Source organism: Cupriavidus sp. 207A1 (assembly GCF_057798955.1).
The window spans coordinates 226,870-250,826 of record NZ_JBYOJO010000009.1; the positions used below are offsets into that span (position 1 = coordinate 226,870).

General features: G+C 67.1%; 22 protein-coding genes. 12 read left to right on the forward strand and 10 right to left on the reverse strand.

The annotated features are described in order from the left end of the window. The first annotated feature begins 11 nt into the window (after positions 1 to 11). Entirely contained in the window at positions 12 to 1,292 is a 1,281-nt protein-coding gene (locus AC3FMM_RS18505; protein WP_488687244.1) for an SDR family oxidoreductase, read from the forward strand. Next, positions 1,274 to 1,732: a DUF2269 family protein gene (locus AC3FMM_RS18510; RefSeq protein WP_115682696.1), complete on the forward strand. Its 459-nt coding sequence runs from the start codon at positions 1,274 to 1,276 to the stop codon at positions 1,730 to 1,732. The genes AC3FMM_RS18505 and AC3FMM_RS18510 overlap by 19 nt, the downstream gene beginning before the upstream one ends. A 54-nt stretch (positions 1,733 to 1,786) precedes the next feature. Here the strand turns inward: AC3FMM_RS18510 and AC3FMM_RS18515 are convergent, their stop codons facing one another. Together AC3FMM_RS18515 and AC3FMM_RS18520 are read right to left on the reverse strand one after the other, a co-directional pair. Beyond that, positions 1,787 to 2,092, reverse strand: coding sequence for an HAD family hydrolase (locus AC3FMM_RS18515; protein WP_012356314.1), 306 nt, complete (start codon positions 2,090 to 2,092; stop codon positions 1,787 to 1,789). Positions 2,093 to 2,208: 116 nt separating this feature from the next. Continuing rightward, entirely contained in the window at positions 2,209 to 3,150 is a 942-nt protein-coding gene (locus tag AC3FMM_RS18520; RefSeq protein WP_115713030.1) for a LysR family transcriptional regulator, read from the reverse strand. A gap of 305 nt (positions 3,151 to 3,455) precedes the next feature. Here AC3FMM_RS18520 and AC3FMM_RS18525 point away from each other — a divergent pair, with 305 nt between their 5' ends. The 5 genes from AC3FMM_RS18525 (at position 3,456) to fdhF (ending at position 11,417) form a co-directional block, all read left to right on the forward strand. Then, on the forward strand, positions 3,456 to 4,379 hold the full coding sequence (locus AC3FMM_RS18525; RefSeq protein WP_115713031.1) for a LysR family transcriptional regulator: 924 nt from the start codon (positions 3,456 to 3,458) through the stop codon (positions 4,377 to 4,379). Positions 4,380 to 4,506: 127 nt separating this feature from the next. Then, positions 4,507 to 4,725 (forward strand): hypothetical protein, encoded by a 219-nt coding sequence (locus AC3FMM_RS18530; protein WP_115713032.1) that lies wholly within the window; start codon positions 4,507 to 4,509, stop codon positions 4,723 to 4,725. Positions 4,726 to 5,351: 626 nt separating this feature from the next. Then, positions 5,352 to 6,671, forward strand: coding sequence for an oxalate/formate MFS antiporter (gene oxlT, locus AC3FMM_RS18535; RefSeq protein WP_326347297.1), 1,320 nt, complete (start codon positions 5,352 to 5,354; stop codon positions 6,669 to 6,671). Positions 6,672 to 6,858: 187 nt separating this feature from the next. After that, positions 6,859 to 8,568, forward strand: coding sequence for an NADH-ubiquinone oxidoreductase-F iron-sulfur binding region domain-containing protein (locus AC3FMM_RS18540; protein ID WP_115713033.1), 1,710 nt, complete (start codon positions 6,859 to 6,861; stop codon positions 8,566 to 8,568). A 26-nt stretch (positions 8,569 to 8,594) separates the two neighbouring features. Beyond that, entirely contained in the window at positions 8,595 to 11,417 is a 2,823-nt protein-coding gene (gene fdhF, locus AC3FMM_RS18545) for a formate dehydrogenase subunit alpha (protein ID WP_488687245.1), read from the forward strand. 60 nt (positions 11,418 to 11,477) lie between these two features. On the opposite strand, the gene AC3FMM_RS18550 is transcribed toward fdhF, so the two are convergent. The 5 genes from AC3FMM_RS18550 to AC3FMM_RS18570 all read right to left on the reverse strand — a co-directional run bounded on the left by AC3FMM_RS18550 (position 11,478) and on the right by AC3FMM_RS18570 (position 16,297). Then, on the reverse strand, positions 11,478 to 13,577 hold the full coding sequence (locus AC3FMM_RS18550) for a TonB-dependent siderophore receptor (RefSeq protein ID WP_116314572.1): 2,100 nt from the start codon (positions 13,575 to 13,577) through the stop codon (positions 11,478 to 11,480). Positions 13,578 to 13,714: 137 nt separating this feature from the next. Further along, complete coding sequence (locus AC3FMM_RS18555; RefSeq protein ID WP_115682688.1) at positions 13,715 to 14,761, reverse strand: AI-2E family transporter; 1,047 nt, start codon at positions 14,759 to 14,761, stop codon at positions 13,715 to 13,717. Positions 14,762 to 14,844: 83 nt separating this feature from the next. Beyond that, positions 14,845 to 15,069, reverse strand: coding sequence for a DUF2188 domain-containing protein (locus AC3FMM_RS18560; protein ID WP_115713036.1), 225 nt, complete (start codon positions 15,067 to 15,069; stop codon positions 14,845 to 14,847). A 175-nt stretch (positions 15,070 to 15,244) separates the two neighbouring features. Further along, a complete protein-coding gene (locus tag AC3FMM_RS18565) occupies positions 15,245 to 15,538 on the reverse strand; it encodes a GYD domain-containing protein (RefSeq protein WP_116314571.1) in 294 nt (97 codons plus the stop codon). A gap of 237 nt (positions 15,539 to 15,775) precedes the next feature. Next, positions 15,776 to 16,297, reverse strand: coding sequence for a MarR family winged helix-turn-helix transcriptional regulator (locus AC3FMM_RS18570; protein WP_115713042.1), 522 nt, complete (start codon positions 16,295 to 16,297; stop codon positions 15,776 to 15,778). 139 nt (positions 16,298 to 16,436) lie between these two features. Between AC3FMM_RS18570 and badH the strand changes: the two genes are divergently transcribed. Genes badH through aliA form a run of 4 tightly spaced genes read left to right on the forward strand, consistent with a single transcriptional unit; the run spans position 16,437 to position 20,895 of the window. Next, positions 16,437 to 17,204, forward strand: a complete 768-nt coding sequence (gene badH, locus AC3FMM_RS18575; protein ID WP_115713043.1) for a 2-hydroxycyclohexanecarboxyl-CoA dehydrogenase — start codon at positions 16,437 to 16,439, stop codon at positions 17,202 to 17,204. 35 nt (positions 17,205 to 17,239) lie between these two features. After that, entirely contained in the window at positions 17,240 to 18,022 is a 783-nt protein-coding gene (gene badI / locus AC3FMM_RS18580) for a 2-ketocyclohexanecarboxyl-CoA hydrolase (RefSeq protein WP_115682683.1), read from the forward strand. 26 nt (positions 18,023 to 18,048) lie between these two features. Continuing rightward, entirely contained in the window at positions 18,049 to 19,200 is a 1,152-nt protein-coding gene (gene aliB, locus AC3FMM_RS18585; protein ID WP_326347301.1) for a cyclohexanecarboxyl-CoA dehydrogenase, read from the forward strand. A gap of 51 nt (positions 19,201 to 19,251) precedes the next feature. Beyond that, on the forward strand, positions 19,252 to 20,895 hold the full coding sequence (gene aliA, locus AC3FMM_RS18590; protein ID WP_488687246.1) for a cyclohexanecarboxylate-CoA ligase: 1,644 nt from the start codon (positions 19,252 to 19,254) through the stop codon (positions 20,893 to 20,895). A 161-nt stretch (positions 20,896 to 21,056) separates the two neighbouring features. On the opposite strand, the gene AC3FMM_RS18595 is transcribed toward aliA, so the two are convergent. The 3 genes from AC3FMM_RS18595 to AC3FMM_RS18605 all read right to left on the reverse strand — a co-directional run bounded on the left by AC3FMM_RS18595 (position 21,057) and on the right by AC3FMM_RS18605 (position 23,200). Beyond that, a complete protein-coding gene (locus tag AC3FMM_RS18595; RefSeq protein WP_116314566.1) occupies positions 21,057 to 21,389 on the reverse strand; it encodes a DUF2917 domain-containing protein in 333 nt (110 codons plus the stop codon). A 14-nt stretch (positions 21,390 to 21,403) separates the two neighbouring features. Beyond that, the gene (locus tag AC3FMM_RS18600) at positions 21,404 to 22,420 is read right to left on the reverse strand and encodes an alpha/beta fold hydrolase (protein ID WP_116314806.1); all 1,017 of its coding nucleotides are present in this window, start codon (positions 22,418 to 22,420) and stop codon (positions 21,404 to 21,406) included. A 165-nt stretch (positions 22,421 to 22,585) separates the two neighbouring features. Next, positions 22,586 to 23,200 carry a TetR/AcrR family transcriptional regulator gene (locus AC3FMM_RS18605; RefSeq protein WP_240987843.1) on the reverse strand — a complete coding sequence of 205 codons (615 nt, stop codon included), beginning with the start codon at positions 23,198 to 23,200 and terminating at the stop codon, positions 22,586 to 22,588. Positions 23,201 to 23,538: 338 nt separating this feature from the next. Between AC3FMM_RS18605 and AC3FMM_RS18610 the strand changes: the two genes are divergently transcribed. After that, entirely contained in the window at positions 23,539 to 23,922 is a 384-nt protein-coding gene (locus AC3FMM_RS18610; RefSeq protein WP_115713049.1) for a helix-turn-helix domain-containing protein, read from the forward strand. The last annotated feature ends 35 nt before the right edge of the window (positions 23,923 to 23,957 follow it).

The following is a 23,957-nucleotide window of genomic DNA, read 5'->3' on the forward strand; positions in this document are numbered from 1 at the left end:
CCTGTGCCGCAATGCTGGATCGAGGATTCCATGTGATAGCGGGGGTGCGGCGCGTGCCTGCGCACGATGCACCCGAAGCGCCGCACAGCGGCCATGCCTGCACGGCAAGCGAATTTCGTGCCGTCGATTTCGCGCGGATGACGGCGGCGGCGGACTGGGCGCCGGTGCTGGCCGACATCGATGCGGTGGTCAACCTGGTCGGCATCTTCCGCGAGACCGCCACGCAGCGCTTTGACGTGCTGCACCGCGCGGCGCCGCAGGCGTTGTTCGATGCCTGTCTGCGGCAGCGCGTGCGGCTGGTGGTGCAGATGTCGGCGCTGGGTGCCGACGAACACGCGCTGACCGACTTCCATCGCAGCAAGCGCGCCGCCGACCAGCACCTGCTCGGCCTCGGCATCGATGCCGTGGTGCTGCAGCCGTCGCTGGTGTTCGGTGTCGACGGCACCAGTGCGCAGCTGTTCTGCGCGCTGGCGACGCTGCCCTGCCTGGCATTGCCCGGCGGCGGCAGGCAGCCGGTGCAGCCGGTCCATGTCGACGACGTGGCGCAGGCCATCGTGGCCTTGCTGGCCGGATGGGGCGGCGCAGCGCCCTGGCGCTCCGGCCGGCTGGCGCTGGTGGGGCCGGCGCCGATGCCGCTGGCCGGCTACCTGCAGGCGTTGCGGCATGGCCTGGGCTTGCGCGGCAAGGCCTGGCTGTTGCCGTTGCCGCGCGCGCTGGCCCGCGCGGTGATGCCGCTGGCCGAACGCGCCACCGGCGGCGTGCTCGGGCGCGATGCGCTGACCATGCTGGACCAGGGCAGCGTGGCCGATCCGTCCGGACTCGCGCGCGTGCTCGGGCGGTCGCCGCAGGCGGCGCATGCCTTCATCCCGCCGGGACTGCGCGGCGCATTGCGCGCGCAGGCACTGCAGCGCTGGCTGCATCCGCTGCTGCGCTGGAGCCTGGCCTTTGTGTGGATCGTCACCGCGGCGGTTTCGCTGGGCCTGTACCCGGTGGCCGACAGCTATGCGCTGCTGGCGCGCGCGGGCGTGCCGCCTGCGCTGCAGCCGCTGGCGCTCTATGGCGCGGCGCTGCTCGACCTGGCCTTCGGCGTGCTGTGCGTGCTGCCGCGGCGCCCGCGCTGGCTGTGGCTGGCGCAGATAGCGCTGATCCTGGGCTATACCGCCATCATCAGCGTGCGCCTGCCGGAATACTGGCTGCATCCGTATGGCCCGCTCAGCAAGAACGTGCCGATGCTGGCCGTGCTGTGGTGGCTGCACCTGACCGAGGAGCGGGCATGGACTACGTCACGCTGAAATGGCTGCATATCATGTCGGCCACCTTCCTGTTCGGCACCGGCGTGGGCAGCGCCTTCTACCTGGTTGGCGCGACGCTGACGCGCAATGTCCGCACCGTCGCCGCGACCGCGCGCATGGTGGTGATCGCCGACTGGATCTTCACGGCCTCCACCGCCATCCTGCAGCCGCTGACTGGCTATGCACTGGTGAAGATGGCCGGGTTCTCGTGGTCGGTGCCGTGGCTGAAGTGGTCGGTGGTGCTTTACGCCGTCGCCATTGCCTGCTGGCTGCCGGTGGTCTGGCTGCAGAAGCGCATGCGCGACGTGGCGCTGGACTGCACCGGGCCCCAGCTGCCGCGTGTGTACTGGCGCCTGTTCTGGTGGTGGTTCGGCCTGGGCTTTCCGGCGCTGTTCTCGTTCCTTGCCATCTTCTACCTGATGGTGGCCAAGATCAGTTGAAGAAAAAACGGCGAGGCCGCTGTCGCGCGCCTCGCCGTGAACCGATCGGGCCGCTCAGTTGAGGTGGCCGACCGCGCGCAGGTACTCGTTCTTTTTCTCGAAGATCAGCCCGCTCAGGAACGCGGCGTCGTAGGCGGCCAGCAGGTGAGGGTGGTGTTCCTCGATATAGCGGGCCACGCGTCCCTTTTCGCATTCGATGCCGCACAGCCATTCATACATGGCGGCGTCCCAGCGAAAGCGCAGCCCCAGTTCGATGAAGGCCGCGTTATACGCCGCGAGCTGGGTCTCGCGCGGGATCGGCTGGTTGTCGGCGCCGACCGTGATGGCGGCGTGGCGGCTTTCCTGCTGGGCTGGGTTCATGCTGGTCTCCTCGGATGCGCGCTGGCAGTTGGGTTGAGACAAGCATAGGGACGGCGAACAATTTACGATAATTAAAGTTTCATAGAAAAATCATAACTCATCGTTTATGGATGAGGTCAAGCGTCCTGGCGGATCAGTCCTTCCACACCGGTGATGGTCTGGATCAGGTCCGCGCCTTCCTCCATCAGAAACTGCTTGAACGCCAGCGCCACCGGCGGCAGTCGCTTGTTCTTGCGGTGCACCACGTACCAGTTGAGCATCACCGGAAAGCCTTCGATATCGAGCACGGCGAGCTTGCCGGCCTGCAGCTCCAGGCCCACGGTATGGGCCGACAGGAAGGCAATGCCCATGTTGGCGATTACCGCCTGCTTGATGGTCTCGGTGCTCTTGATCTCCATGGCGATGCGCAGGTTCGACAGCCGGCCGGCAAAGCCCTCCTGCATCGAGTTCCAGGTGTCCGAGCCCTTCTCGCGCGAGACAAAGGCCTCGTCGGCCAGTTCGGCCAGCGGGATATTGCGCGCGCCCACCAGCGGGTGGCTGGGCGCGGCCACGATCACGTAAGGGTGCGGGGCAAAGGCCTCGTTGATGGTGTCCATGCCTTCGGGCGGGCGCACCATCACGGCGAGGTCGGTCAGGTTGCCGGCCAGCTGGTGCAGCAGCTCCTCGCGGTTGTGCACGGCCAGGTTCAGCGTCACGCCAGCGTGGCGGTCCATGAATTCCGCCAGCAGCCGCGGAAAGAAGTAATCGCCGGCGCTGATCACCGCGACATTGAGGCGGCCGCCGGAGATGCCCTTGAGCTGCGACATGGCGTCTTCGGCCTCGCGGAACTGCTGGATGATGCTGCGGCTGTAATGCAGCATTTCATGGCCCGCCGGCGTCAGGTAGATCTTCTTGCCGAGCTGCTCGAACAGCGGCAGCCCCACGTGGTGCTCCAGTTGCCGCACCTGGGTCGATACCGCGGGCTGGGTCAGGTGCAGTTCCTCGGCGGCGCGGGAAAAGCTCAGATGGCGGGCTACGGTCTCGAAGACCTTCAGTTGCCGCAGCGTGGCGTTCTTCATCCTGCTTCCGTCCTATAAACGATCGGCTATATAAACGATAAAAAACTTTATGCATTGCTGATCTTAGATTCAAGTAGCATCAATCGTCCGTTCGACATTTCCCGCCAGAATCCGGCACTCCGGCAGCGCAGGAGCCAGCCACCGGCCATCATCATGGCCGACAACACGATGGCTGCCCACAGCCACGCAAACCAGGAGACAACCGTGACCGGATTGAACGCAACCGTGCGTGCACCGCGGCGCCATGCCGTGCCTGAAGACAGGATTTACCTCGGCCATGCCGGCGCGGGGCAGGGGGGCAGGCCATGAATATCTCGCTCCCGCAACTGAAGGCCTTTGCCGCGGTGGCGCGGCACAAGAGCTTTACCCGCGCCGCGGTCGAACTGGGCCTGACGCAATCCGCGGTCAGCCGCAGCGTGCGCGAGCTGGAAGAAGAGATCGACCAGCGCCTGTTCGACCGCACCACGCGCCAGGTGGAGCTGACCGACGCCGGCCAGCACTTGTCCCAGCGCATCTGCCACCTGATCGACGAAGTGGAGCAGACCCTGCGCGACAGCCAGAGCGCCAGCCGCCCATGCCAGGGCCTGGTGCAGATCGCGTCGGACCCGGTGCTGAGCTCGATGTCGCTGCCGACCTGGCTGGCCGGCTGCCGGCAGGCGTGGCCGGCGATCGCCATCCACCTGAAGGACCGTTCGCAGGAATCGGTGCTGCAGAGTGTGCGCAGCGGCGAGGTCGATTTCGGCATCGCCACCGATCCGCGCGCCGGCGACGACCTGTATTGCGAACCGTTGTGCGTCGACGCCTATCACGCCGTGCTGCCCGCCAAGCATCCGCTGGCCCAGCACGACACCGTAGGCTGGGGCGACCTCTGCGATGCCAGCGTGCTCACGCTGGACCAGCAATGCGGCGTGCAGCCCGTGGTGGAAAAGGCGCTCAGCAGCTATCACGTGCGCGCGGGCTCGCTGCAGTTGCTGGGCCATTTCGCTGCGGTGTTCGGCATGGTGGCGCTGGGCCTGGGCATCGGCGTGCTGCCGTCGCGGGCGCAGGCCGGGGGCATGCATCCGGCAGCCGTGATGCGGCCGCTGCGACCCCAGGTGACGTCGACGGTGATGCTGGTGCGGCGCAAGAGCCGGTCGCTCAAGCCCAACGCTGCCGCGATCTGGGATGCCTTGCGCGGCCAGGAATACCAGGAGCCGCCTGTCCGCAGGCGCGAAGCGACGACGGTTTGAGGAGAGGCGAGAAGAGTGTTGGATTAGTGCACACGCTCTATTGATATATTACATACAGGATATTTACACATAGTGCGGCGCAGCATATAATGAAAACTCCTGATCACAACGCTACTGGAGTTTTCAAATGGAAGTCGCTCTTCTCGTCGCCCTTGGCCTGGCCCTGATTGCTGTCGGTGTGGGCGTGACCACGCTGCTGGCCACGCGCCTGCCCATGGATGTGCTGGTCACCGCGCAGGACCATGGCCGCTTCGCTGGCCTGGGCTCGGACCAGCACAGCGACGGCGTGGGCCGCGCCCGCACGTCGCGCATCGTGCCCGCCGCCGGTGAACTCGCCTATGCCTGACGCCGCCAGGCGTGCGGCGCGTTCGCGCTGAAGCGCTGAAGGCAAGGGCTGTAGCGGCCGGCATCCCTTGCGACCATCACGGCGAGTACGGCCGCCATTCTCCTTACCTCCCTTCGTTCTCTTCCCTCGGTTCGCAAGAGCGAACGCCTTGGCGCCTGCTTGCGCGCCGTCAACCATCGGCACCGTGCGTGCCCCGCGTGGATTCCCCGACATTCCATATCGATACGGACACGGCCGGACATCCATGTTTGCATCTAGGGACTTTCCCGAACCGATCGTTTTCCCGGTTTTTCGATGGCGAGATCCCCGGCATGCTTGCGGATGCCGTGCGTCGGCCGATTTATGACCCGCCGCAAGGCAACTGCTTGATTTCCAAGGACTCTTGATGCTGCCGGAACTGCCATTGATTCCGCTTGCGCACCAGTCGCGTGCGGTCCGTGACGGCTACGGCACCAGGTAACGCGGCTGCATGCTGCACAGCCGCGAAGAATACGCTTGACTTACCTGATATATCACATACCGTATAGCACTGGGACGGCTAAGCTGTTCTTCGACCGAGAGTCACGCAGAGGCGTCTGAAGGCGCCCATCTTCCACCTTGGCGGTTCGCCGCTATAAGGAGACATCATGGAATTGCAGCAGAGGGAGTCCACGTCGCGCTTTGCGTCGCCGTGGGTGCAACTGGTATTTGGCGTGATCTGCATGGCGATGATCGCCAACATGCAGTATGGCTGGACCCTGTTCGTCAACCCGATCGACGACAAATACGGCTGGGGCCGTACCGCGATCCAGGTCGCATTCACCATCTTCGTTGTGACCGAAACCTGGCTGGTGCCGATCGAGGGCTACCTGGTCGACAAGTACGGCCCGCGCCCGGTGGTGGTGGGCGGCGGCCTGCTGTGCGCAGTGGCCTGGGCGCTTAACTCGGTGGCGTCCTCGCTGCCCATGCTTTATGTTGCGGCGGCCATCGGCGGCCTGGGCGCGGGCGCGGTGTATGGCACCTGCGTGGGCAATGCGCTGAAGTGGTTCCCGAATCGCCGCGGCCTGGCGGCGGGTATCACCGCGGCGGGTTTTGGCGCCGGCTCGGCGCTCACCGTGGTGCCGATCGCCAACATGATCAAGAGCTCCGGCTATGAGGCGGCATTCCTGTGGTTCGGCCTGGGCCAGGGGCTGGTGGTGTTTATCCTCGGCATGGCCCTGTACCCGCCGTCGGCCAAGATCCTGAACGAGGTCAAGACCACGCTGAAGACGGCCGCCACCTACAACGCGTCGCCGCGCGAGGTGCTGAAGTCGCCGATCTTCTGGGTCATGTACGCGATGTTCGTGATGATGGCCGCCGGCGGCCTGATGGCCACCGCGCAGCTGGGCCCGATCGCCAAGGACTTCGGCCTGCACGAGGCGCCGATCTCCATCCTCGGCCTGACGCTGCCGGCGCTGACGTTTGCGCTGACCATCGACCGCGTGCTCAATGGCCTGACACGTCCGTTCTTCGGCTGGATCTCCGACCATATCGGCCGTGAACGCACCATGTTCTTCGCCTTCGCGGTCGAGGCCGTCGGCATCCTGCTGCTGTCGAAGTACGGACACCATCCGGTCGCCTTCGTGATCCTGACCGGCGTGGTGTTCTTCGCCTGGGGCGAGATCTACAGCCTGTTCCCGGCCACCTGCGGCGATACCTTCGGGCCCAAGTTTGCCGCCACCAACGCCGGCCTGCTGTACACCGCCAAGGGCACGGCGGCATTGCTGGTGCCGTTCTCGAGCGTGATCACCGCCGCCACCGGCAGCTGGCACGCGGTATTCATGGTGGCCGCGGGCATGGCGGCACTGACCGCGGCGATGGCGCTGTTCGTGCTCAAGCCGATGCGCGAGGCCCATGCCCGCAAGTACGTGCATGCCAACACCGCTGCGCCGATGGGTTACCGTACCGTGCCCGAAGACCTGACCTGATGAAGAAAGCAGTACGGCGCCCACCGGCGCCGGCGGTACCCGGGCGCGTGCGGCTGCGATGCCTGCACAGCCGTCGCGCCCGGTAGAGCACAATACGACAACAACAAGGCACGACAGGAGGGCGGCCCGCCGGACGCCTTCCTGATCGCGCACCGCATCCCCACCAACAACATCCTCCAGGCACGCCATGAACCAGGTTGTCATTCCCCTCGAGGCCACGGGCCTCAGCCGGCAGCGCAAGCGCCGCCAGCCCAAGGGCCGGCAGGTCGACGCGGCCGCGCTGGCCGAAGTGCGCGTGGCGCTGGGCGACATGCCCCGCCGGCGCGACCTGCTGATCGAACACCTGCACTGCATCAACGACCGCTACGGCCAGCTGGCCATGCCGCACCTGGTGGCGCTGGCCAGCGAACTGCGGCTGTCGATGACCGAGGTCTACGAGGTCGCCACCTTCTACCACCACTTCGACGTGGTGCGCGAGGATGCCGACGGCCAGATCGCCCCGCCGCCCGCGCTGACCGTGCGGGTGTGCGAAGGCATTGCCTGCGAGCTGGCCGGTGCGCAGGCCCTGATCGACAAGCTGCCGGCGCTGCTCGGCACCGACGTGCGGGTGGTCGCCGCGCCCTGCATCGGCCGCTGCGAGAAGGCGCCGGCAGCGCTGGTCGGGCAGAATCCGGTCGATGCCGCGACAGCCGAGGCCATCGGTAACGCCGTGCAGGCCAAGGCCGTGCGCCATGCGCCCGAACCCCATATCGACTACGACACCTACCGGCGCGACGGCGGCTATGCCTTGCTGAAGGCCCTGGCCGGCGGCGCGCTCGACCCGGACGCGGTGCTGGCCACGATGGAGGATTCCGGCCTGCGCGGCCTGGGCGGCGCGGGCTTCCCGACCGGGCGCAAATGGCGCATCGTGCGCGGCGAAGCCGCGCCGCGGCTGATGGCGGTCAATATCGACGAGGGCGAGCCCGGCACCTTCAAGGACCGGGTCTACCTGGAACGCGATCCGCATCGCTTCCTCGAGGGCATGCTGATCGCGGCGCATGTGGTCGACGTGGCGGCGATCTATATCTACCTGCGCGACGAATATGCGGGCTGCCGCGCGCTGCTGTCCGCGGCCTTGCAGCAGTTGCAGCAGGACCCTCCGGTCCCTGGCCTGCCGCGCATCGAGCTGCGTCGCGGCGCGGGCGCGTATATCTGCGGCGAAGAGTCGGCCATGATCGAATCGATCGAAGGCAAGCGCGGCATGCCGCGGCTGCGTCCGCCTTATGTGGCGCAGGTGGGGCTGTTCGGGCGGCCGACGCTGGAGCACAACTTCGAAACCCTGTACTGGGTGCGCGACATCCTCGAGAAGGGCGCCGAGTGGTTTGCCTCGCAAGGGCGCAACGGGCGCAAGGGCCTGCGTTCGTTCTCGGTCTCGGGCCGGGTCAAACGACCTGGCGTGCACCTGGCGCCGGCCGGGATCACGGTGCGCGAGCTGATCGACGAATACTGCGGCGGCATGCTCGACGGCCATGCGTTCTACGGCTACCTGCCGGGCGGCGCGTCGGGCGGCATCCTGCCGGCGGCGCTGGGCAATATTCCGCTGGACTTCGATACGCTGCAGCCCTACGGCTGCTTTATCGGCTCGGCCGCGATCGTGATCCTGTCCGACCACGACAGCGCCACGCAGGCGGCGCGCAACCTGATGCACTTCTTCAAGCACGAGTCGTGCGGACAATGCACGCCGTGCCGCACCGGCACGGCCAAGACGCTCGACCTGATCCGCCAGCCGAAGTGGGACCTGGCGGCGCTGGATGACCTGTCCGCGGTGATGCGCGATGCCTCGATCTGCGGCTTGGGACAGGCCGCGCCGAACCCCGTCGACTGCGTGATCAAGTACTTCCCGCACGAACTGGCCTGATGCCGGCCCGAGCCTGAGAGACAGACATGAATGCACTGACCCGCGCCGAACGCGCGCTTGTCGAATCCGCCGAACCAGCCGTCACCTTCACCCTCAACGGCCGCGAGGTGAGCGCCCAGCCCGGCGAAACCCTGCTGAAGGTGGCGCAGCGCGAAGGCTTCGACGTGCCGCACCTGTGCTACAAGGACGGCCTCGAGCCCGCCGGCAATTGCCGCGCCTGCATGGTCGAGATCCAGGGCGAGCGCGTGCTGGCCCCGTCGTGCTGCCGCTTTCCCGCCGCAGGCATGCAGGTGCAGACCGAATCGGCGCGCGCCCGCCGCGCCCAGCGCACCGTGCTGGAACTGCTGCAGTCAGACATGCCGGAAGCGGAATACACGCGCAACAACGAGCTTGACCAATGGGCTGCCCGGCTGGAAGTCGGCAAGCCGCGCTTCGCCCCGCGCGAACGCGTGGCGGCGGACCTGTCGCATCCGGCCATCGCGGTCAACCTGGATGCCTGCATCCAGTGCACCCGCTGCCTGCGCGCGTGCCGCGACGAACAGGTCAACGACGTGATCGGCCTGGCGCTGCGCGGCGACGAAGCCCGCATCGTGTTCGACATGGACGACCCGATGGGCGCCTCCACCTGCGTCGCCTGCGGCGAATGCGTGCAGGCCTGCCCGACCGGCGCGCTGATGCCCGCGCGCGATGCCGCGCTGGCGGTGCCCGACAAGCAGGTGGAATCGGTGTGCCCGTACTGCGGCGTCGGCTGCCAGCTGACCTACAACGTCAAGGACAACCGCATTTTGTTCGTGGAAGGGCGCGATGGCCCGGCCAACCACCAGCGCCTGTGCGTGAAGGGCCGTTACGGCTTCGACTACGTCCAGCATCCGCAGCGGCTGACGGTGCCGCTGGTGCGCCGCGACGGCGTGCCGAAGCAGGGCGATTTCGTCATGGATCCCGACCACGTCATGGACGTGTTCCGCGAAGCCAGCTGGGAAGAAGCGCTGGCGCTGGCCGGCGGCAAGCTCGCGCAGATCCGCGATACCCATGGCAAGCGCGCGCTGGCCGGGTTTGGTTCGGCCAAGGGCAGCAATGAAGAGGCCTACCTGTTCCAGAAGCTTGTGCGCACCGGCTTCGGCAGCAACAACGTCGACCACTGCACGCGGTTGTGCCATGCCTCGTCGGTGGCGGCGCTGCTGGAAGGGATCGGCTCGGGCGCGGTGTCCAATCCGGTGATGGATGTCGACAAGGCCGAGGTGGTGATCGTGATCGGCGCCAACCCGACCGTGAACCATCCGGTCGCCGCCAGCTGGATCAAGAACGCCGTGAAGAACGGCACCAAGCTGATCGTGGCCGATCCGCGCCGCTCGGACCTGGCGCGTTTCGCCTGGCGCTTCCTGCAGTTCAAGCCCGATGCCGACGTGGCGCTGCTTAACGCGATGATGCATGTCATCGTCAACGAAGGGCTGGTCGACCAGGACTTCATCGACAGCCGCACCATCGGCTTCGACGAACTGCAGCGCAACGTCGCCGCGTACAGCCCCGAGCTGATGGCGCCGATCTGCGGCATCGACGCCGAAACCATCCGCGAGGTCGCGCGCGTCTATGCCACCGCGAAGAGTTCGATGATCCTGTGGGGCATGGGTGTGTCGCAGCACGTGCATGGCACCGACAACGCGCGCTGCCTGATCGCGCTGGCGCTGATGACCGGCCAGATCGGCCGCCCCGGCACCGGCCTGCATCCGCTGCGCGGCCAGAACAACGTGCAGGGCGCTTCCGACGCGGGGCTGATCCCGATGATGTACCCGGACTACCGGCGCGTCGACGACCCGCTGGCGATCGCCAGCTTCGAAGCGCTGTGGGGCATGCCGCTGGACCGCCAGCCAGGCCTGACCGTGGTCGAGGTGATGCAGGCGATCGAGCGCGGCGAAGTGCGCGGCATGTACATCATGGGCGAGAACCCCGCGATGTCCGACCCTGACGCCGAGCATGCGCGCGAGGCGCTGGCATCGCTGGACCACCTGGTGGTGCAGGACATCTTCCTGACCGAGACCGCGTACCTGGCCGACGTGGTGCTGCCGGCCTCGGCCTTCCCCGAAAAGACCGGCACCTTCACCAACACCGACCGCACCGTGCAGCTCGGACGGCAGGCGCTGAATCCGCCGGGGCAGGCGCGCCAGGACCTGTGGATCGTCCAGCAGATGGCGGCACAGCTGGGGCTGGACTGGCGCTACGACAGCGTCGAGGACGTGTTCAACGAGATGCGGCAGGCGATGCCGAGCATCGGCGGCGTGACCTGGGAGCGGCTGGAGCGCGAACACGCGGTGACGTATCCGTGCAAGGAAGAGGGCGATCCGGGCGAGCCGGTGATCTTCGTCGACAGCTTCCCGACCGCCACGGGGCGGGGCCGTTTCGTGCCGGCCGATATCATCCCGGCGGCCGAGCGGCCGGATGCAGACTACCCGATGGTGCTGATCACCGGACGCCAGCTCGAGCACTGGCATACCGGCAGCATGACGCGCCGCGCCGGCGTGCTGGACGCGATCGAGCCCGATCCGGTGGCGCTGGTGCATCCGCTCGACCTGGATGCGCTCGGCGGCACGCCGGGCGGCGTGGTCACGCTGTCATCGCGGCGCGGAGAGGTCACGCTCTATGCGCGCGCCGATGCCGGCACGCCGCGCGGCGCCGTGTTCGTGCCGTTCTGCTACTACGAGGCGGCGATCAACAAGCTGACCAACGCGGCGCTGGACCCGTTCGGCAAGATTCCCGAGTTCAAGTACTGCGCAATCAGGATGACGGCGGGCGGACCGGTGCCGGTGCAGTCCAGCTATGGCGGCGGGCAGATCCTGGAGCCCGCTTCGGCCTAGCCCGGCCTAGTCACAAGGAGCGGTGGTGTTTCGCATCGCCGGCGGAACACCACCCCAGCTTCAATAGTTCATGGTCACGTTGAGCATGGCGACGCGCGGATTGCCCACCGGCAGCACGTTGTTGTTCAGGCCACCCGCGTAGTACATCTTGTCGAACACGTTCTTGACGTTGAATGCCGCGCGCCAGTGCGAGGCCACGTAGCCGACGGCAAGATCGGCGACGGCGTAGCCCGGCACGGTGTAGTTGAAGCTGTAGCCGCGCTTGGCGCTCTCGCCCCGCACGCCGGCGCCGACGTACCAGCCGGCCAGCGCGCCACGCAGGCGATACTGGCTCCAGACCGAGAAGCTGTGCCGCGGCACGCTGTTCAGCGGCTTGCCGACGTTTGCGGCGGTGGTGTCCTCGGTGACTTCGCTGGCGATGTAGGCGTAGGCCGCCGATACGCTGAGGCCATTGCCGAGATCCTGCGTCAGTTCCACTTCCAGCCCGCGCGAGCGCTGCTCGCCCACGGCCATGCTGAAACCCGTGTTGACCGGATCGCTGCTGAGCACATTGGTGCGCGTCAGGTCGAACGCCGCCAGCGTCAGCAGGCCGGACTTGTCCGGCATGTCGAACTTGACGCCGACCTCGTACTGGCGACCCTTCTCGGGCCTGAAGGTGGCGCCGCTGACATCGGTGCCGGCGTTGGGCAGGAACGACGTGGCGAAGCTCGCGTACGGTCGCGCCCAGTGCGTCAGGTCGTACATCACGCCGGCGCTGCCGGTGACGGCGTTGTTGTCATTGTCGGTACGCGACGAGGCGAGCCGGTCGGTTGTGCCCGTCCGCGCGGATTCGTAGCGCACGCCGCCGGTGACGGTCCAGCGCTGCCCGATGCGGACCTGGTCGCGCAGGTAAAGGCCCAGCGCATCCAGCGTATCGGTCGCATCCACGCTATAGGCTGGCGGGCAGTTGATGCTGGCGCCATAGACCGGGCTGTAAACGTTCAGCGCGGCCACGCGGCACGTCTTCTGCAGGCGGTCTTCCTTGGTATGCCGGTAGTCGATGCCGAAGGTCACGTTGTGGGCATGGCCCGTGAACGCAAAAGTCCGCTGCACGTTGGTGTCGACGCCGAACGAATTGCCCGAAAAGTTCTGCTGCGTGCCGCTGCGGTTCATCGACTGGCTGTTGAGCGCCATGGTGCCGGCCGATACCAGCGTACCGGTCAACGACGAGGTCTGGTAGCGCAGGTTCTGGTTCAGGGTCCAGCCCGAGTCGAACCGGTGCGTCAGCGCGTAGCCGATGCGGTTCTGCTCGCCGTCATAGGAAGGGGCATCCGGTTCGCCGATAAAGCGGTTGGCCGGCACCACGCCATTGCGGTTCGGCACCAGCGTGCCATTCACGGGCAGGCCCTGCTGGCGCACGTAGTTGCGCTGGTTGTGGCTGGCCAGGATGGTGAAGTCCGTGCGCGCGCCCAGGTCGAGCGTCAGCGACGGCGCGATCCAGCGGTTGCGATACCAGACGAAGTCGGTCGGATCGTCGCTGTTCATCATCAGCCCGTTCAGGCGGAACGCCGCCTTGCTGTCCTTGGCCAGCGGCGTGCCCACATCGACCGTCATCTGCCGGAAGCCATAGTTGCCGACGGTCAGGCCCAGTTCGCCGAACAGTTCCGCGCGCGGGCGCTTGCTGACCATGTTGACCAGGCCGCCGGGCTGCACCGCGCCGAACAGTATCGAGGCCGGTCCCTTGAGCACTTCCACGCGCTCCACGCCGAACAGCTCCTGCGCCACGCGGTTGTTGCTGTCGACCAGCAGCCCGTCGGCAAAGATCGATTCCGAGGCACGCTGGCCGCGGATGATGAAGTCGTCCCAGCCGCGCCGGCCATAGACGTTGGTAACCACGCCGGCCGAGTTCTGCAGCGCGTCGCTGAGGTTCTGCGCCTGCTGGCTGTCGAGCAGGTCGCGCGTGATCACGGTGATCGATTGCGCTGCGTCGGCCGCCGCTTCGCCGGATTTGGTCACGCCAGCCGCCCGGCGCGTGGCGAAACCGATGTCGGTCTGCCCGTCAGCGGCGGCGCTGACTGTCACGGACGGCAGCGTGGCCGGCTCTTCGGCGGCGTGGGAGACAACGGCAGGCAGCAGCAGCGAACTGGCGGCGGCAGGTATGGCAAGACGGCGGAAAAGCATGACGGCCCGGGATAAAAGCAAAAGGCCGAATAATAAATGAGAATAATTCTTGTTTCTAGGGGTTTTGTCTGGGTGTTCGCAGTTGTTTTGTCAACGTGGAGAGCACGGCGACATGGCGAAATGGCGGCGTGAACCGGTCACATGGTGTCGTCGCGATCCTCGATCACCGAGATATCCCAGCACGACATAAACAGCGCGGCAATCAGCGGACCTATCACAAAGCCGTTGATGCCAAACACCGACATGCCGCCGAGGGTCGAGATCAGCACGAGCCAGTCCGGCAACTTGGTGTCCTTGCCGACCAGGACAGGGCGCAGCAGGTTGTCCACCGCGCCGATGACGAGGGTACCGATGGCAATGAGCGCGACGCCTTTCCAGACCGGGCCGGCCAGCAGGAAATAAATCGCGGCGGGGCCCCAGACCAGCGCGGCGCCAACGGCCGGCAGCAGCGACAGGAACGCCATCAGCGTGCCCCACAGCAGCGCGCCGTTGATGCCCAGCAGCAGGAAAGCCAGGCCGCCCAGAATGCCCTGCACCGCCGCCACCACCACGTTGCCCTTGACCGTGGCGCGGACCACGGTGGTGAACCGGCCGACCAGCCGGCGGGTGTGCGCGTCGCTCAGCGGCATGGCTTCGCGGAAGCGATGGGAAATCACCGCACCGTCACGCAGCAGGAAAAACACGAGGTACAGCATGACACCGAGGCCAACCGCGAACTGCAGCGTGTTCTGGCCAATGGCGACAGCCTGGGCCGCCATGAACTGGCTGATGCGGGCGGCCCCTTCGGTCAGTTTTGCCTGCAGGCCCGCGACGTCGGCCAACCCGATTTCGTTCAGCCAGTTCTCGATGGAAGCCGGCAGGGCTTGTACGGCGGTCTGGAAGTACTGCCCGAAATCCCATTTGCCGGTCTTGATTTGCTGGTAGGCAAAAGCCACTTCCTGTGCGAGCGTGGCAATCATCAGGAATACCGGGACAATGGCCATCAGCACGCAGACCAGCAGCGTGGTCAATGCCGCGAGATTTTCCCGGTTGCCGAATCGCACCGTCAGCTTGCGGTGCATGGGATGGAACAGGATGGCAAGTATGGTGCCCCACAGGATCGCGCTGTAGAAGGGCAGCAGTATCCAGATGAACGCAATGGTGACGGCGATCAGAAGGATGTAAAAACCTCTCAAATTGCGCATCGGGTTGTCCGCGATTAGAGTCGTCCAGGCACGTTGCCGATGGTGCCCTGCACGATGGTACCCTGCACGAGGTTTCCCTTCCATTACCCGTCGGCGTCACCGGAAGCGTTGCCGAAGCAGTTGCGCTCCATGATCTGGTGGTCTTTTCCATGGATCAGCAACTCGACCTTTGCGCGCCTGGCTTTTTCCATGCCGGTGGCGATCGCATGGTCCATCGACGTGAATCGCTGCTGGTTGCCGGCGCGTCCTTCCGCTTCGACGGCCCAGCCGTTATGGGTCGGCACGACATGGATATTCTTGCCTGGCATGGCGCTCTCCGGAAGTTGGCAGTATGAGTGTCAGCGCTGTGCCGTGGCCGAGGTATCGGGCGCCGTCTGACAAGGCCGTCGGATATCCGGAAAGCGCGCACCAGCCAGCAGCAACAACGCCCGCCAGGCGCCATGGCGGGCGTTCTTGATGACATGGACAGAGTGCCAGGGCGGTTCAACTCATCTTGTCGATAATCTCCTGCATCTCGTCGACGTTGAAGGCCCGCAGCGTCTGCGTGCGCACGTTGCCGAGCGCGCCCACCGCCAGGCCGAAGGCGGTCATGCTGGCGTCATCCTGGGCTTCGACGGTCAGCACGATGTCGTATTTGCCCAGGGTCCAGTAGATGTCTTTCATCTGCACCCCGAAGCGCGCGCCCATCTCGCGCACCGCGGCGGCGCGCTTGGTGGTGTCCTTGACGGCGCGGATGCCCTGGTCGGTGAAGCTGGCTAGCACGATATAGCGGGTCATGGCGGGATCTCCGGTAAGGATCGATCGAACGCCGTCCCGGCTGCGCGCACGCGACCGATCGCAGCAAGCCGGGGCAGTGGTTCAGGGAGTCCCGGCGCAGCGCCGGGGGCCTGAGCAACCCCACACCGACGCATATTGCGCGCCAGCCGACGTGGTGGGCCGCGTCGCGGGAAATGCCGCGGTGCCCGACGGCTCGGGATGGGCTGCTGTGTATCAGTCCTGATACAGCGATCCGCCTTAGTCCTGTGCCGGCCCGCCGTCGCCACCCTCCGGCGCGTCCAGTGCGCGCATGTTGTCCAGCAACTTCAGCAGGTAATGCAGCGTGTGCGTCAGGTCGTTGGTGGAGAAGCCGTCCAGCGCCTGCTCGTAGTACTGCCGGATCTTCGGCTGCGCCTGGTGGAGCCACACCTCGCGGCCCGGCTCGCTCATCCGCACCAGCCGCGAGCGGCGGTCGCGCCCGTCAGGCGCCAGCGTGACGTGGCCGTCCCGTTCCATCCGGCTGACCAGCCCGGACAGGTTCTGGCGGCTCACCATCAGGTAACGGGCCAGGTCGCCGACGCTCATGCCATCGGCGGCTTCCGGCCGCGACAGCGCGCCCAGCACGGCCCACTGCTGTGTCGTCAAGCCTTCCGCTTCGACGGCTCGCGAGCCGGTTTTATGCAACATGTTTGCGCATTGGTACAGGCGAAAGAACAGCCGGTTGGCCAGTTCCATGCGCGCGTTAGTCGGGAGTTCGCCTCCCTGGTCGGGGTTAACCATAGTGATTTCCAAAGGATAGCGGCCTTGCACGCGGTCTCGGTCGCGCCTAGTATACGTCAATATATTTACGTAAATAAAGGCGCATGTGGCGGCGACACCGCCGGCACGATAGCACCGGAACCCTGAAAGGAGAACGGCTGTGCAAGGACTCGAAGGCAAGACGGTCATCGTGACCGGCGGTGGTGGCGGTATCGGCGGCGCAACCTGTTTGCGCTTTGCACGTGCGGGCGCGGCGGTGGGGGTGCTCGACCTGAACCCGGACGCGGGCGAACGCGTGGCGGCGCAGATCCGCGATGCCGGCGGCCGCGCGCTGGCGGTGCGCTGTGACATCACCGATCGCGCCAGCGTCGATGCGGCGGTGGCGGCGGTGGAGCAGGAGTTGGGACCCATCGACGTGCTGGTCAACAACGCCGGCTGGGATGTGTTCCGTCCGTTCGTCAAGACCGAGCCGGCGCAGTGGGAGCGGCTGATCGCCATCAACCTGACCGGCGCGCTGCATATGCACCACGCGGTGCTGCCCGGCATGGTGGCGCGCAAGCGCGGGCGCATCGTCAATATCGCCTCCGATGCCGCGCGCGTGGGTTCGTCCGGCGAGGCGGTGTACGCCGCGTGCAAGGGCGGACTGGTGTCGTTCTCCAAGACCATCGCGCGCGAGCATGCGCGCCACGGCATCACCGTGAACGTGGTGTGCCCGGGGCCGACCGAGACCGCGTTGTTCGAGGACTACAAGCAGGGCGCGGGCAACCCCGAGAAGCTGGTGGAAGCCTTCACCCGCTCGATCCCGCTGGGCCGCATCGGGCAGCCCGACGACCTGCCCGGCGCGGTGCTGTTCTTTGCCGGCGACGATGCGGCCTTCATCACCGGGCAAGTGCTGAGCGTGTCGGGCGGCCTGACCATGAACGGCTGAGCGCAAACCATCCCAACCAGACAACGGAGACCACCATGCAATACGAAGACATCCGCTATGAAGTGCGCAACGGCGCGGCCTGGATCGTCATCAACCGCCCGGAAAAGATGAACGCCTTCCGCGGCCGCACCTGCGACGAATTGATCCACGCCATCAACCGCGCCGGTTATGACCGCGAGATCGGCGCCATCGTGCTGGCCGGCGCCGGCGACAAGGCGTTCTGCACCGGCGGCGACCAGTCCGCGCACGAGGGCCAGTACGACGGCCGCGGCACCATCGGCCTGCCGATGGAAGAACTGCACAACGCCATCCGCGACGTGCCCAAGCCGGTGATCGCGCGCGTGCAGGGCTATGCCATCGGCGGCGGCAACGTGCTGTGCACGATCTGCGATTTCACCATTGCCTCGGACAAGGCCGTGTTCGGGCAGGTCGGGCCGAAGGTTGGCTCGGTCGACCCCGGCTACGGCACCGCCTTCCTGGCGCGCGTGGTGGGCGAAAAGAAGGCGCGCGAGATCTGGTACCTGTGCCGCCGCTATCCCGCCGCCGAAGCGCTGGCGATGGGCCTGGTCAACGCCGTGGTGCCGCACGAGCAGCTCGACGCCGAAGTGCAGAAGTGGTGCGACGAGATCCTGGAAAAGAGCCCGACCGCGATCGCCATCGCCAAGCGTTCGTTCAACATGGACACCGCGCACCAGGGCGGCATCGCCGGCATGGGCATGTACGCGCTCAAGCTCTATTACGACACCGAGGAATCGCGCGAGGGCGTGCGCGCCTTCCAGGAAAAGCGCAAGCCGGATTTCCGCAAGTACGCGAAGTAAGCCGGCCCAACCGCGCGGAGACGAACATGAATCCCTACCTTGACGAAGAACTGATGGCGCTGGCGGAACACGCGCGCCGCTTTGCCGACGCGCGCGTCGCACCCGGCTGCCTGGAGCGCGACCGCACCCGCGTGCTCGACCGCGCGCTGATGCGAGAGATGGGCGAGATGGGCTTTATCGCGCCCGAGCTGCCGGAACAGTATGGCGGGCAGGGCCTGGGCTCGCTCGCCGCCGGCGTGATCCACGAAGCGGTGGCGCGCGCCGACCTGAGCCTGTCGTACATCAACCTGCTGGCATCGCTGAACGGGCAGATCCTGGCGCACCATGCGCGGCCGGAGATCGCCGGCCCCTGGCTGCAGCGCCTGACGCGCGGCGAAGCGCTGCTGGCGATCGCGCTGACCGAGCCGCGCGGCGGCTCCGACGCGGCCAGCCTGCGCCTGCGCATGGAGCGCGATGGCGACCACTATGTGCTCAATGGCGAGAAGACCTCGATCTCCGCCGCCGACCAGGCCGATGCCGCAGTGGTGTTCGCGCGCAGCGGTTCGGTGGAGTCGGGAGCGCGCGGCGTGTCGGCGCTGCTGGTGCCGATGGAGCTGCCGGGCATCACGCGCAACCGCTTCGACTGCCATGGCCAGCGCGCCATCGGGCGCGGCTCGATCTTCTTCGAGAACGTGCGCGTGCCGGCCAGCCACCTGCTGGGCAAGGAAGGGGAGGGCTTCGTGCAGGTGATGCAGGGCTTCGACTTCTCGCGCGCGCTGATCGGGCTGCAGGTGCTGGCGGTGGCCCAGGCAGCGCTGGACGAGACCTGGACCTATGTGGCGGAGCGCCAGGCCTTCGGCAAGCCGCTGTCGGCGTTCCAGGGCGTGTCGCATCCGCTGGCCGACTTCGAGACCCAGGTGCAGGGCGCGCGGCTGCTGTGCCTGCAGACGCTGTGGCTGAAGGACCGCGGCCTGCCGCATACCGCCGAAGCCGCGATGTGCAAGTGGTGGGCACCCAAGCTGGCGTACGACGTGGTGCACCAGTGCCTGCTGTCGTTCGGCCACGGCGGCTATGACCGCGGCGTGATGGAGCAGCGCCTGCGCGACGTGCTCGGCTTCCAGATCGGCGACGGCACCGCGCAGATCATGAAGACCATCATCGCGCGCACCCGCGCCGGGCGCGAGGCGGTGCCGGCCTGACGCGCGCGCCTGACGCAACGACTGGCAGCACACAACAACGAGGAGAACGCCATGGATTTCGACGCCGTACTGATCGCGCCGCGCCGTGCCGCCAGCGTTGCCGGCGGGCACTGGCAGGACCGTACCATCAACGACTATCTTGCCGCATGCGTGCGGGAACGGCCCGACGCAACCGCGTTGACGGCGCTCAGCATCGAACGTCAACAGGTGACGCGCTTCACCTGGCGGGAGCTGGCGCGCATGGCCGATCGCGTGGCGCTAGGGCTTTCCCGCCTCGGCATCGTTACCGGCGACGTGGTCTCATGCCAATTGCCCAACGGCTGGCACCTGAGCGTGCTGTACCTGGCCTGCGCGCGGCTGGGCGCAGTGCTCAACCCGGTCATGCCGATCTTCCGCGAGCGCGAGCTGTCGTTCATGCTGGCGCACGCCCAAAGCAAGGTGGTGGTCGTGCCGAAGACGTTCCGCGGCTTCGATCATGCGCACATGCTGCGGGGTTTGCGCGATGCGCTGCCCGCGCTGCGTCATGTCGTCGCCGTGGACGGCGACGGCGACGACAGCTTCGAGGCGCTGCTGAGCGGCCCGCCCTGGGAGGACGACACCGATGCCGCCGCCATCCTGCTGGGCAGCCGCCCCGGTCCGGATGACGTCACCCAGCTGATCTACACCTCCGGCACCACCGGTGAACCCAAGGGCGTGATGCATACCGCGAACACGCTGTTCTCCAACATCGTCGCCTATGCCGGCCGGCTCCATCTCACCGGCGACGACGTAGTGCTGATGGCCTCGCCGATGGCGCACCAGACCGGCTTCATGTACGGACTGATGATGCCGGTGGTGCTGGGCGCGCATGCGGTGCTGCAGGATATCTGGGACCCGGCGCGCGCGGCGGCGCTGATCCGCGAGCAAGGTGTGACCTTCACCATGGGTTCGACACCGTTCCTGACCGACCTGGCCCGCGTGGTGGCGGAGTCCGGCACGCCCGTGCCGAGCCTGCGCACCTTCCTGTGCGCTGGCGCGCCGATCCCGGGGGCGCTGGTGGAGCGCGCGCGCTCGGCGCTGGACGCCACGATCGTCTCGGCATGGGGCATGTCGGAGAACGGCGCCGTGACCACGACCCTGCCGGACGATCCCGAAACGCGTGCCTCGACTACCGACGGCTGCCCGCTGCCCGGCGTGGAGCTAAGGGTGGTGGACGGCGCCGACGCGGACCTGCCCGCGGGGCAGACCGGGCGCCTGCTGGTGCGGGCCTGTTCGAATTTCGGCGGCTACCTGAAGCGGCCGCACCTGAACAGCACCGATGCCGACGGCTGGTTCGACACCGGCGACCTGGCGCAGCTGGACGCGCACGGCTACCTGCGCATCGCCGGCCGCAGCAAGGACGTGATCATTCGCGGCGGCGAGAACATCCCCGTGCTGGAAGTCGAGACCCTGCTGTACCGGCATCCCGCGGTGGCGCAGGTGGCGATCGTGGCCTATCCCGATGCGCGGTTGGGCGAGCGTGCCTGCGCCTTCGTCGTGCCACGCCCGGGGCAGTCGATCGACATGGCCGGCATGGTCGACTGGCTCAGGCAGCAGAAGATGGCGCTGCAATACATCCCGGAGAAACTGGTGGTGCGTGACGCGCTGCCGGCCACGCCCGCCGGCAAGATCCAGAAGTTCCGGCTGCGCGAGATGCTGCTTGGCGAAGAAGGCTGAGGTTGCGTCGGCAGGTATCCGCGGCGCGGGCGGCAAGGTCAGCGATGTTTGCCATGGCGATTGCGCAATTAACCGCCATGGCGCACACCCATCCACCAACGCCCTGGGGCGGCAAGCGGGCAGGGCTTGTCGGCGGATGGCAGACGGGGTGGTGGCTCGTGTCAGCGGCTGGCGCCGGTATAGCCGTGGCGGCGCGGGCCGAGCCAGCGCGATAGGCGCTGCCGCCATGGGTCGCGAACCGGGCCGGGAGCCGCCTTGCAGCGGCTGACATGCAGAGAGGCGGCGGTGATCGCATACAGCTCGACATGGCCGGCGTCGGACAACGTAAAGCACTCGCTTGCGGTCAGCGCCGTGTCCTTCGGATCGCCATCGCGGATCAGCCACAATTCGCCGGCGGTGCAGCGCACTGCCACCCGTTCGCCGGGCCCGGCGACCAGCCGCAGCGAGCTGCGGGCGGGCAGGGTGGCGGTCATATCGTTGCTTACCAGGTACATGATGGTCTCCTGGTTCAGGCCACGGCCAGGCCGGCGGATACCGGTAGCTGGCACGGCCCGGATGGCGGCCGGATGAATTCGGCGATGCGCTGGATCACCGCGGGATCGCGCAGGATGCGGCGATGGCCGAGGCCGGTGGTGGTCTCCAGCCGGGCGCCAGGCCAGGCACCGGCGATGGCCGCGCCGTCTTCCCAGCGCACTTCCTTGTCGTCGCGGTCATGGATCACCAGCGTAGGCGGCACCGGGCGGGCGCGGCCCAGGTCCGGCACGTTGAAGGCCGACCATGGCATGCCGAGCCAGCGTTCGCTGTGGCGTTGCATGCGGCCCAGCACCGCCGGCGCCACGCCCAGCTGCCACGCCAGCGCGGCGCATGCCGCGCGCATGTCGGCGGGCGCGCCCAGCAGCACCGCGGCGCGTGCCGGCAGGCCTTCGCGCAGCGCCAGCGCCGCGGCCGCGCCGCCGAGCGAATGCGCCACCACGGCATGGACCGGCCCGGCATGCCAGGCTGCCGCCAGCAGCGAGCGCGACATTTCCAGCACCGAACTCTGCGCGGCGCCGCGCGCGCCGGCATCGGAGGCGCCGTGCGACAGCGCATCGAAGGCGACCACCCGCATGCCCGCTGCCAGCAGGCCGTCGATCGCCGCATGCCACTGGCCCGCATGACCGCCCCAGCCATGGGCGAGCAGCACCACCGGACCTGCGCTGCCCCAGCGGTAGACCCGCACCCGCCGGCTGGGTCCATGGCCGGTTACCAGGGCCCAGTCTGCGCGCGCACTGTCCAGCGCATGCCGGGCAGCGGAAGTGGCGACACCCCGCGGCGGGCAGAACCAGATCCGCTCGAGCCGACGCGCCGTCGCCGCGGGCATCAGCACACTGCCGGCTTGCCAGCGCAAGCGCTGCAAGCCCATCAGGGCACGCTGCAAGGTACCGTCGCGGCTGGCGGGGGACGACGCATCTGGGCTGCGCAAGGCGGTCGCGGCCACGGCGGGAGAGGGGGAAACCGGGGAAGGAGAAGAGACTGCTTGCGTCACGACCTGCACCTCCAATGGATTCTGGATTGCGCGACGTCATCGGAACCGGGCGGGCCGGCGGCGTCTCGCGCTTTCTAAAAGACCGACCAGTCGTGCTTTTTTCAGTACAAAAAAAGCCGCCGGAGCGGTTTGCTGCCTGCCGGCGGGATAGCGCCGGCGCCGATGTCAGGTCCTCGCGGGATGGGGCGCGCCTGCCGCCGCGCGCGCGGCCAGGGCCGCGAAGGCGTGCCGCGCCATCGCTTCCGCATCCTGCCGCCCCAGCAGCTTGAACGACTGCTGGAAGGCCATGCCGATGCCGGACAGCTCGAAGGCGAACTGGCGCGGGTCGACGTGCGGCCCGAACTGGCCTTCCTCGATGGCGTCCCCCACCACCCGCGCGATGGTGCTGTGCCAGTCCTTCAGCGACTGCACCACCAGGTCGCGGATAGAGCCGGGCCGGTCGCGATACTCCTGCCCCAGCGCGGTAAACAGGCACCGCCCCTGCGTCACCGTGCCGCCAAGCCATTCCAGGTAGCCTTCGAACAGCGCCTGCAATCGCGGCATGCCGCGCGGCTGGCGCATCGCCGGCCGGATCACGATGTCGCCGAAACGCTCCACCGCCAGGTCCAGCACCGCCTGCTGCAGCATCTCCTTGGACTTGAAGTGCGCGTACAGGCCGCTCTTGGACATATTGGTGTCGGCCGCCAGCGTGGCCAGCGACAACTGCTCGAAGCCGACCTTGGCGGCGGCGTCCAGCGCCTGCTCGATGATGGCTTTGCGGGTGAGATGTCCTTTCTGCATGCAACGAAGAATAGCACGACCGGTCGGTTTGTCAACGAAACCGGATGCATGGTAGTTGCCCCGACTTGCGTTGTTGTGCTGGGGAGGCCATAACGTCATACAGCTATGCATGTGACGTCAACGCAAATTCCGAGGGCTCGTTACTGTCAAGGCGGCGGGAAGGTGTTGTGCTCTGTCCGACGCTTGGAGGGGCGCCTTCCGGTAGATGCCGGCGCAAGATGACGGGCCAGCAATAAATCTGCACAAAGTGTTTCGGCGGTTACATACGGAACGCTTTGCGTGCTCTATACTCGAATGCACGTCCGCGCACTTTTTTTCACTGGTGACTGGAGACCGACATGAACAGTACAGCCGTGCCGAGAGGCGCTAGCGAACCGTTCCGGCAACTGCGGGCGCTGCGCCGCGCGCGCAAGCTCAAGCAGGAGGACGTTGCCCGCAAGGCGGGCATTTCCCGGGAGGCTTACCTCCGGGCAGAATCAGGTCAGGCCGACCCCCGCATGTCGACCTTCCTGGCGGCCTGCGAGGCGCTGGGCCTCGAAGTGGTGCTGGCGCCGCAGCACCTTGCCGCTGACGTCAACGCTTTCATTGCCAGCCGCAACGGCGGCGTGACCGCTGCCTCGATGGCCGGCCAGCCCGCTGGCAGCGCGCCGGCACCGGCCGCGGCACCGGCCTCCGGCGGCGGTTTCGGCCCCGGCACCGGCGAGGGCCACAAACCGGTCTGATCCGCCTTCTGCCTGGCCGGACGCATGCTTGTGCG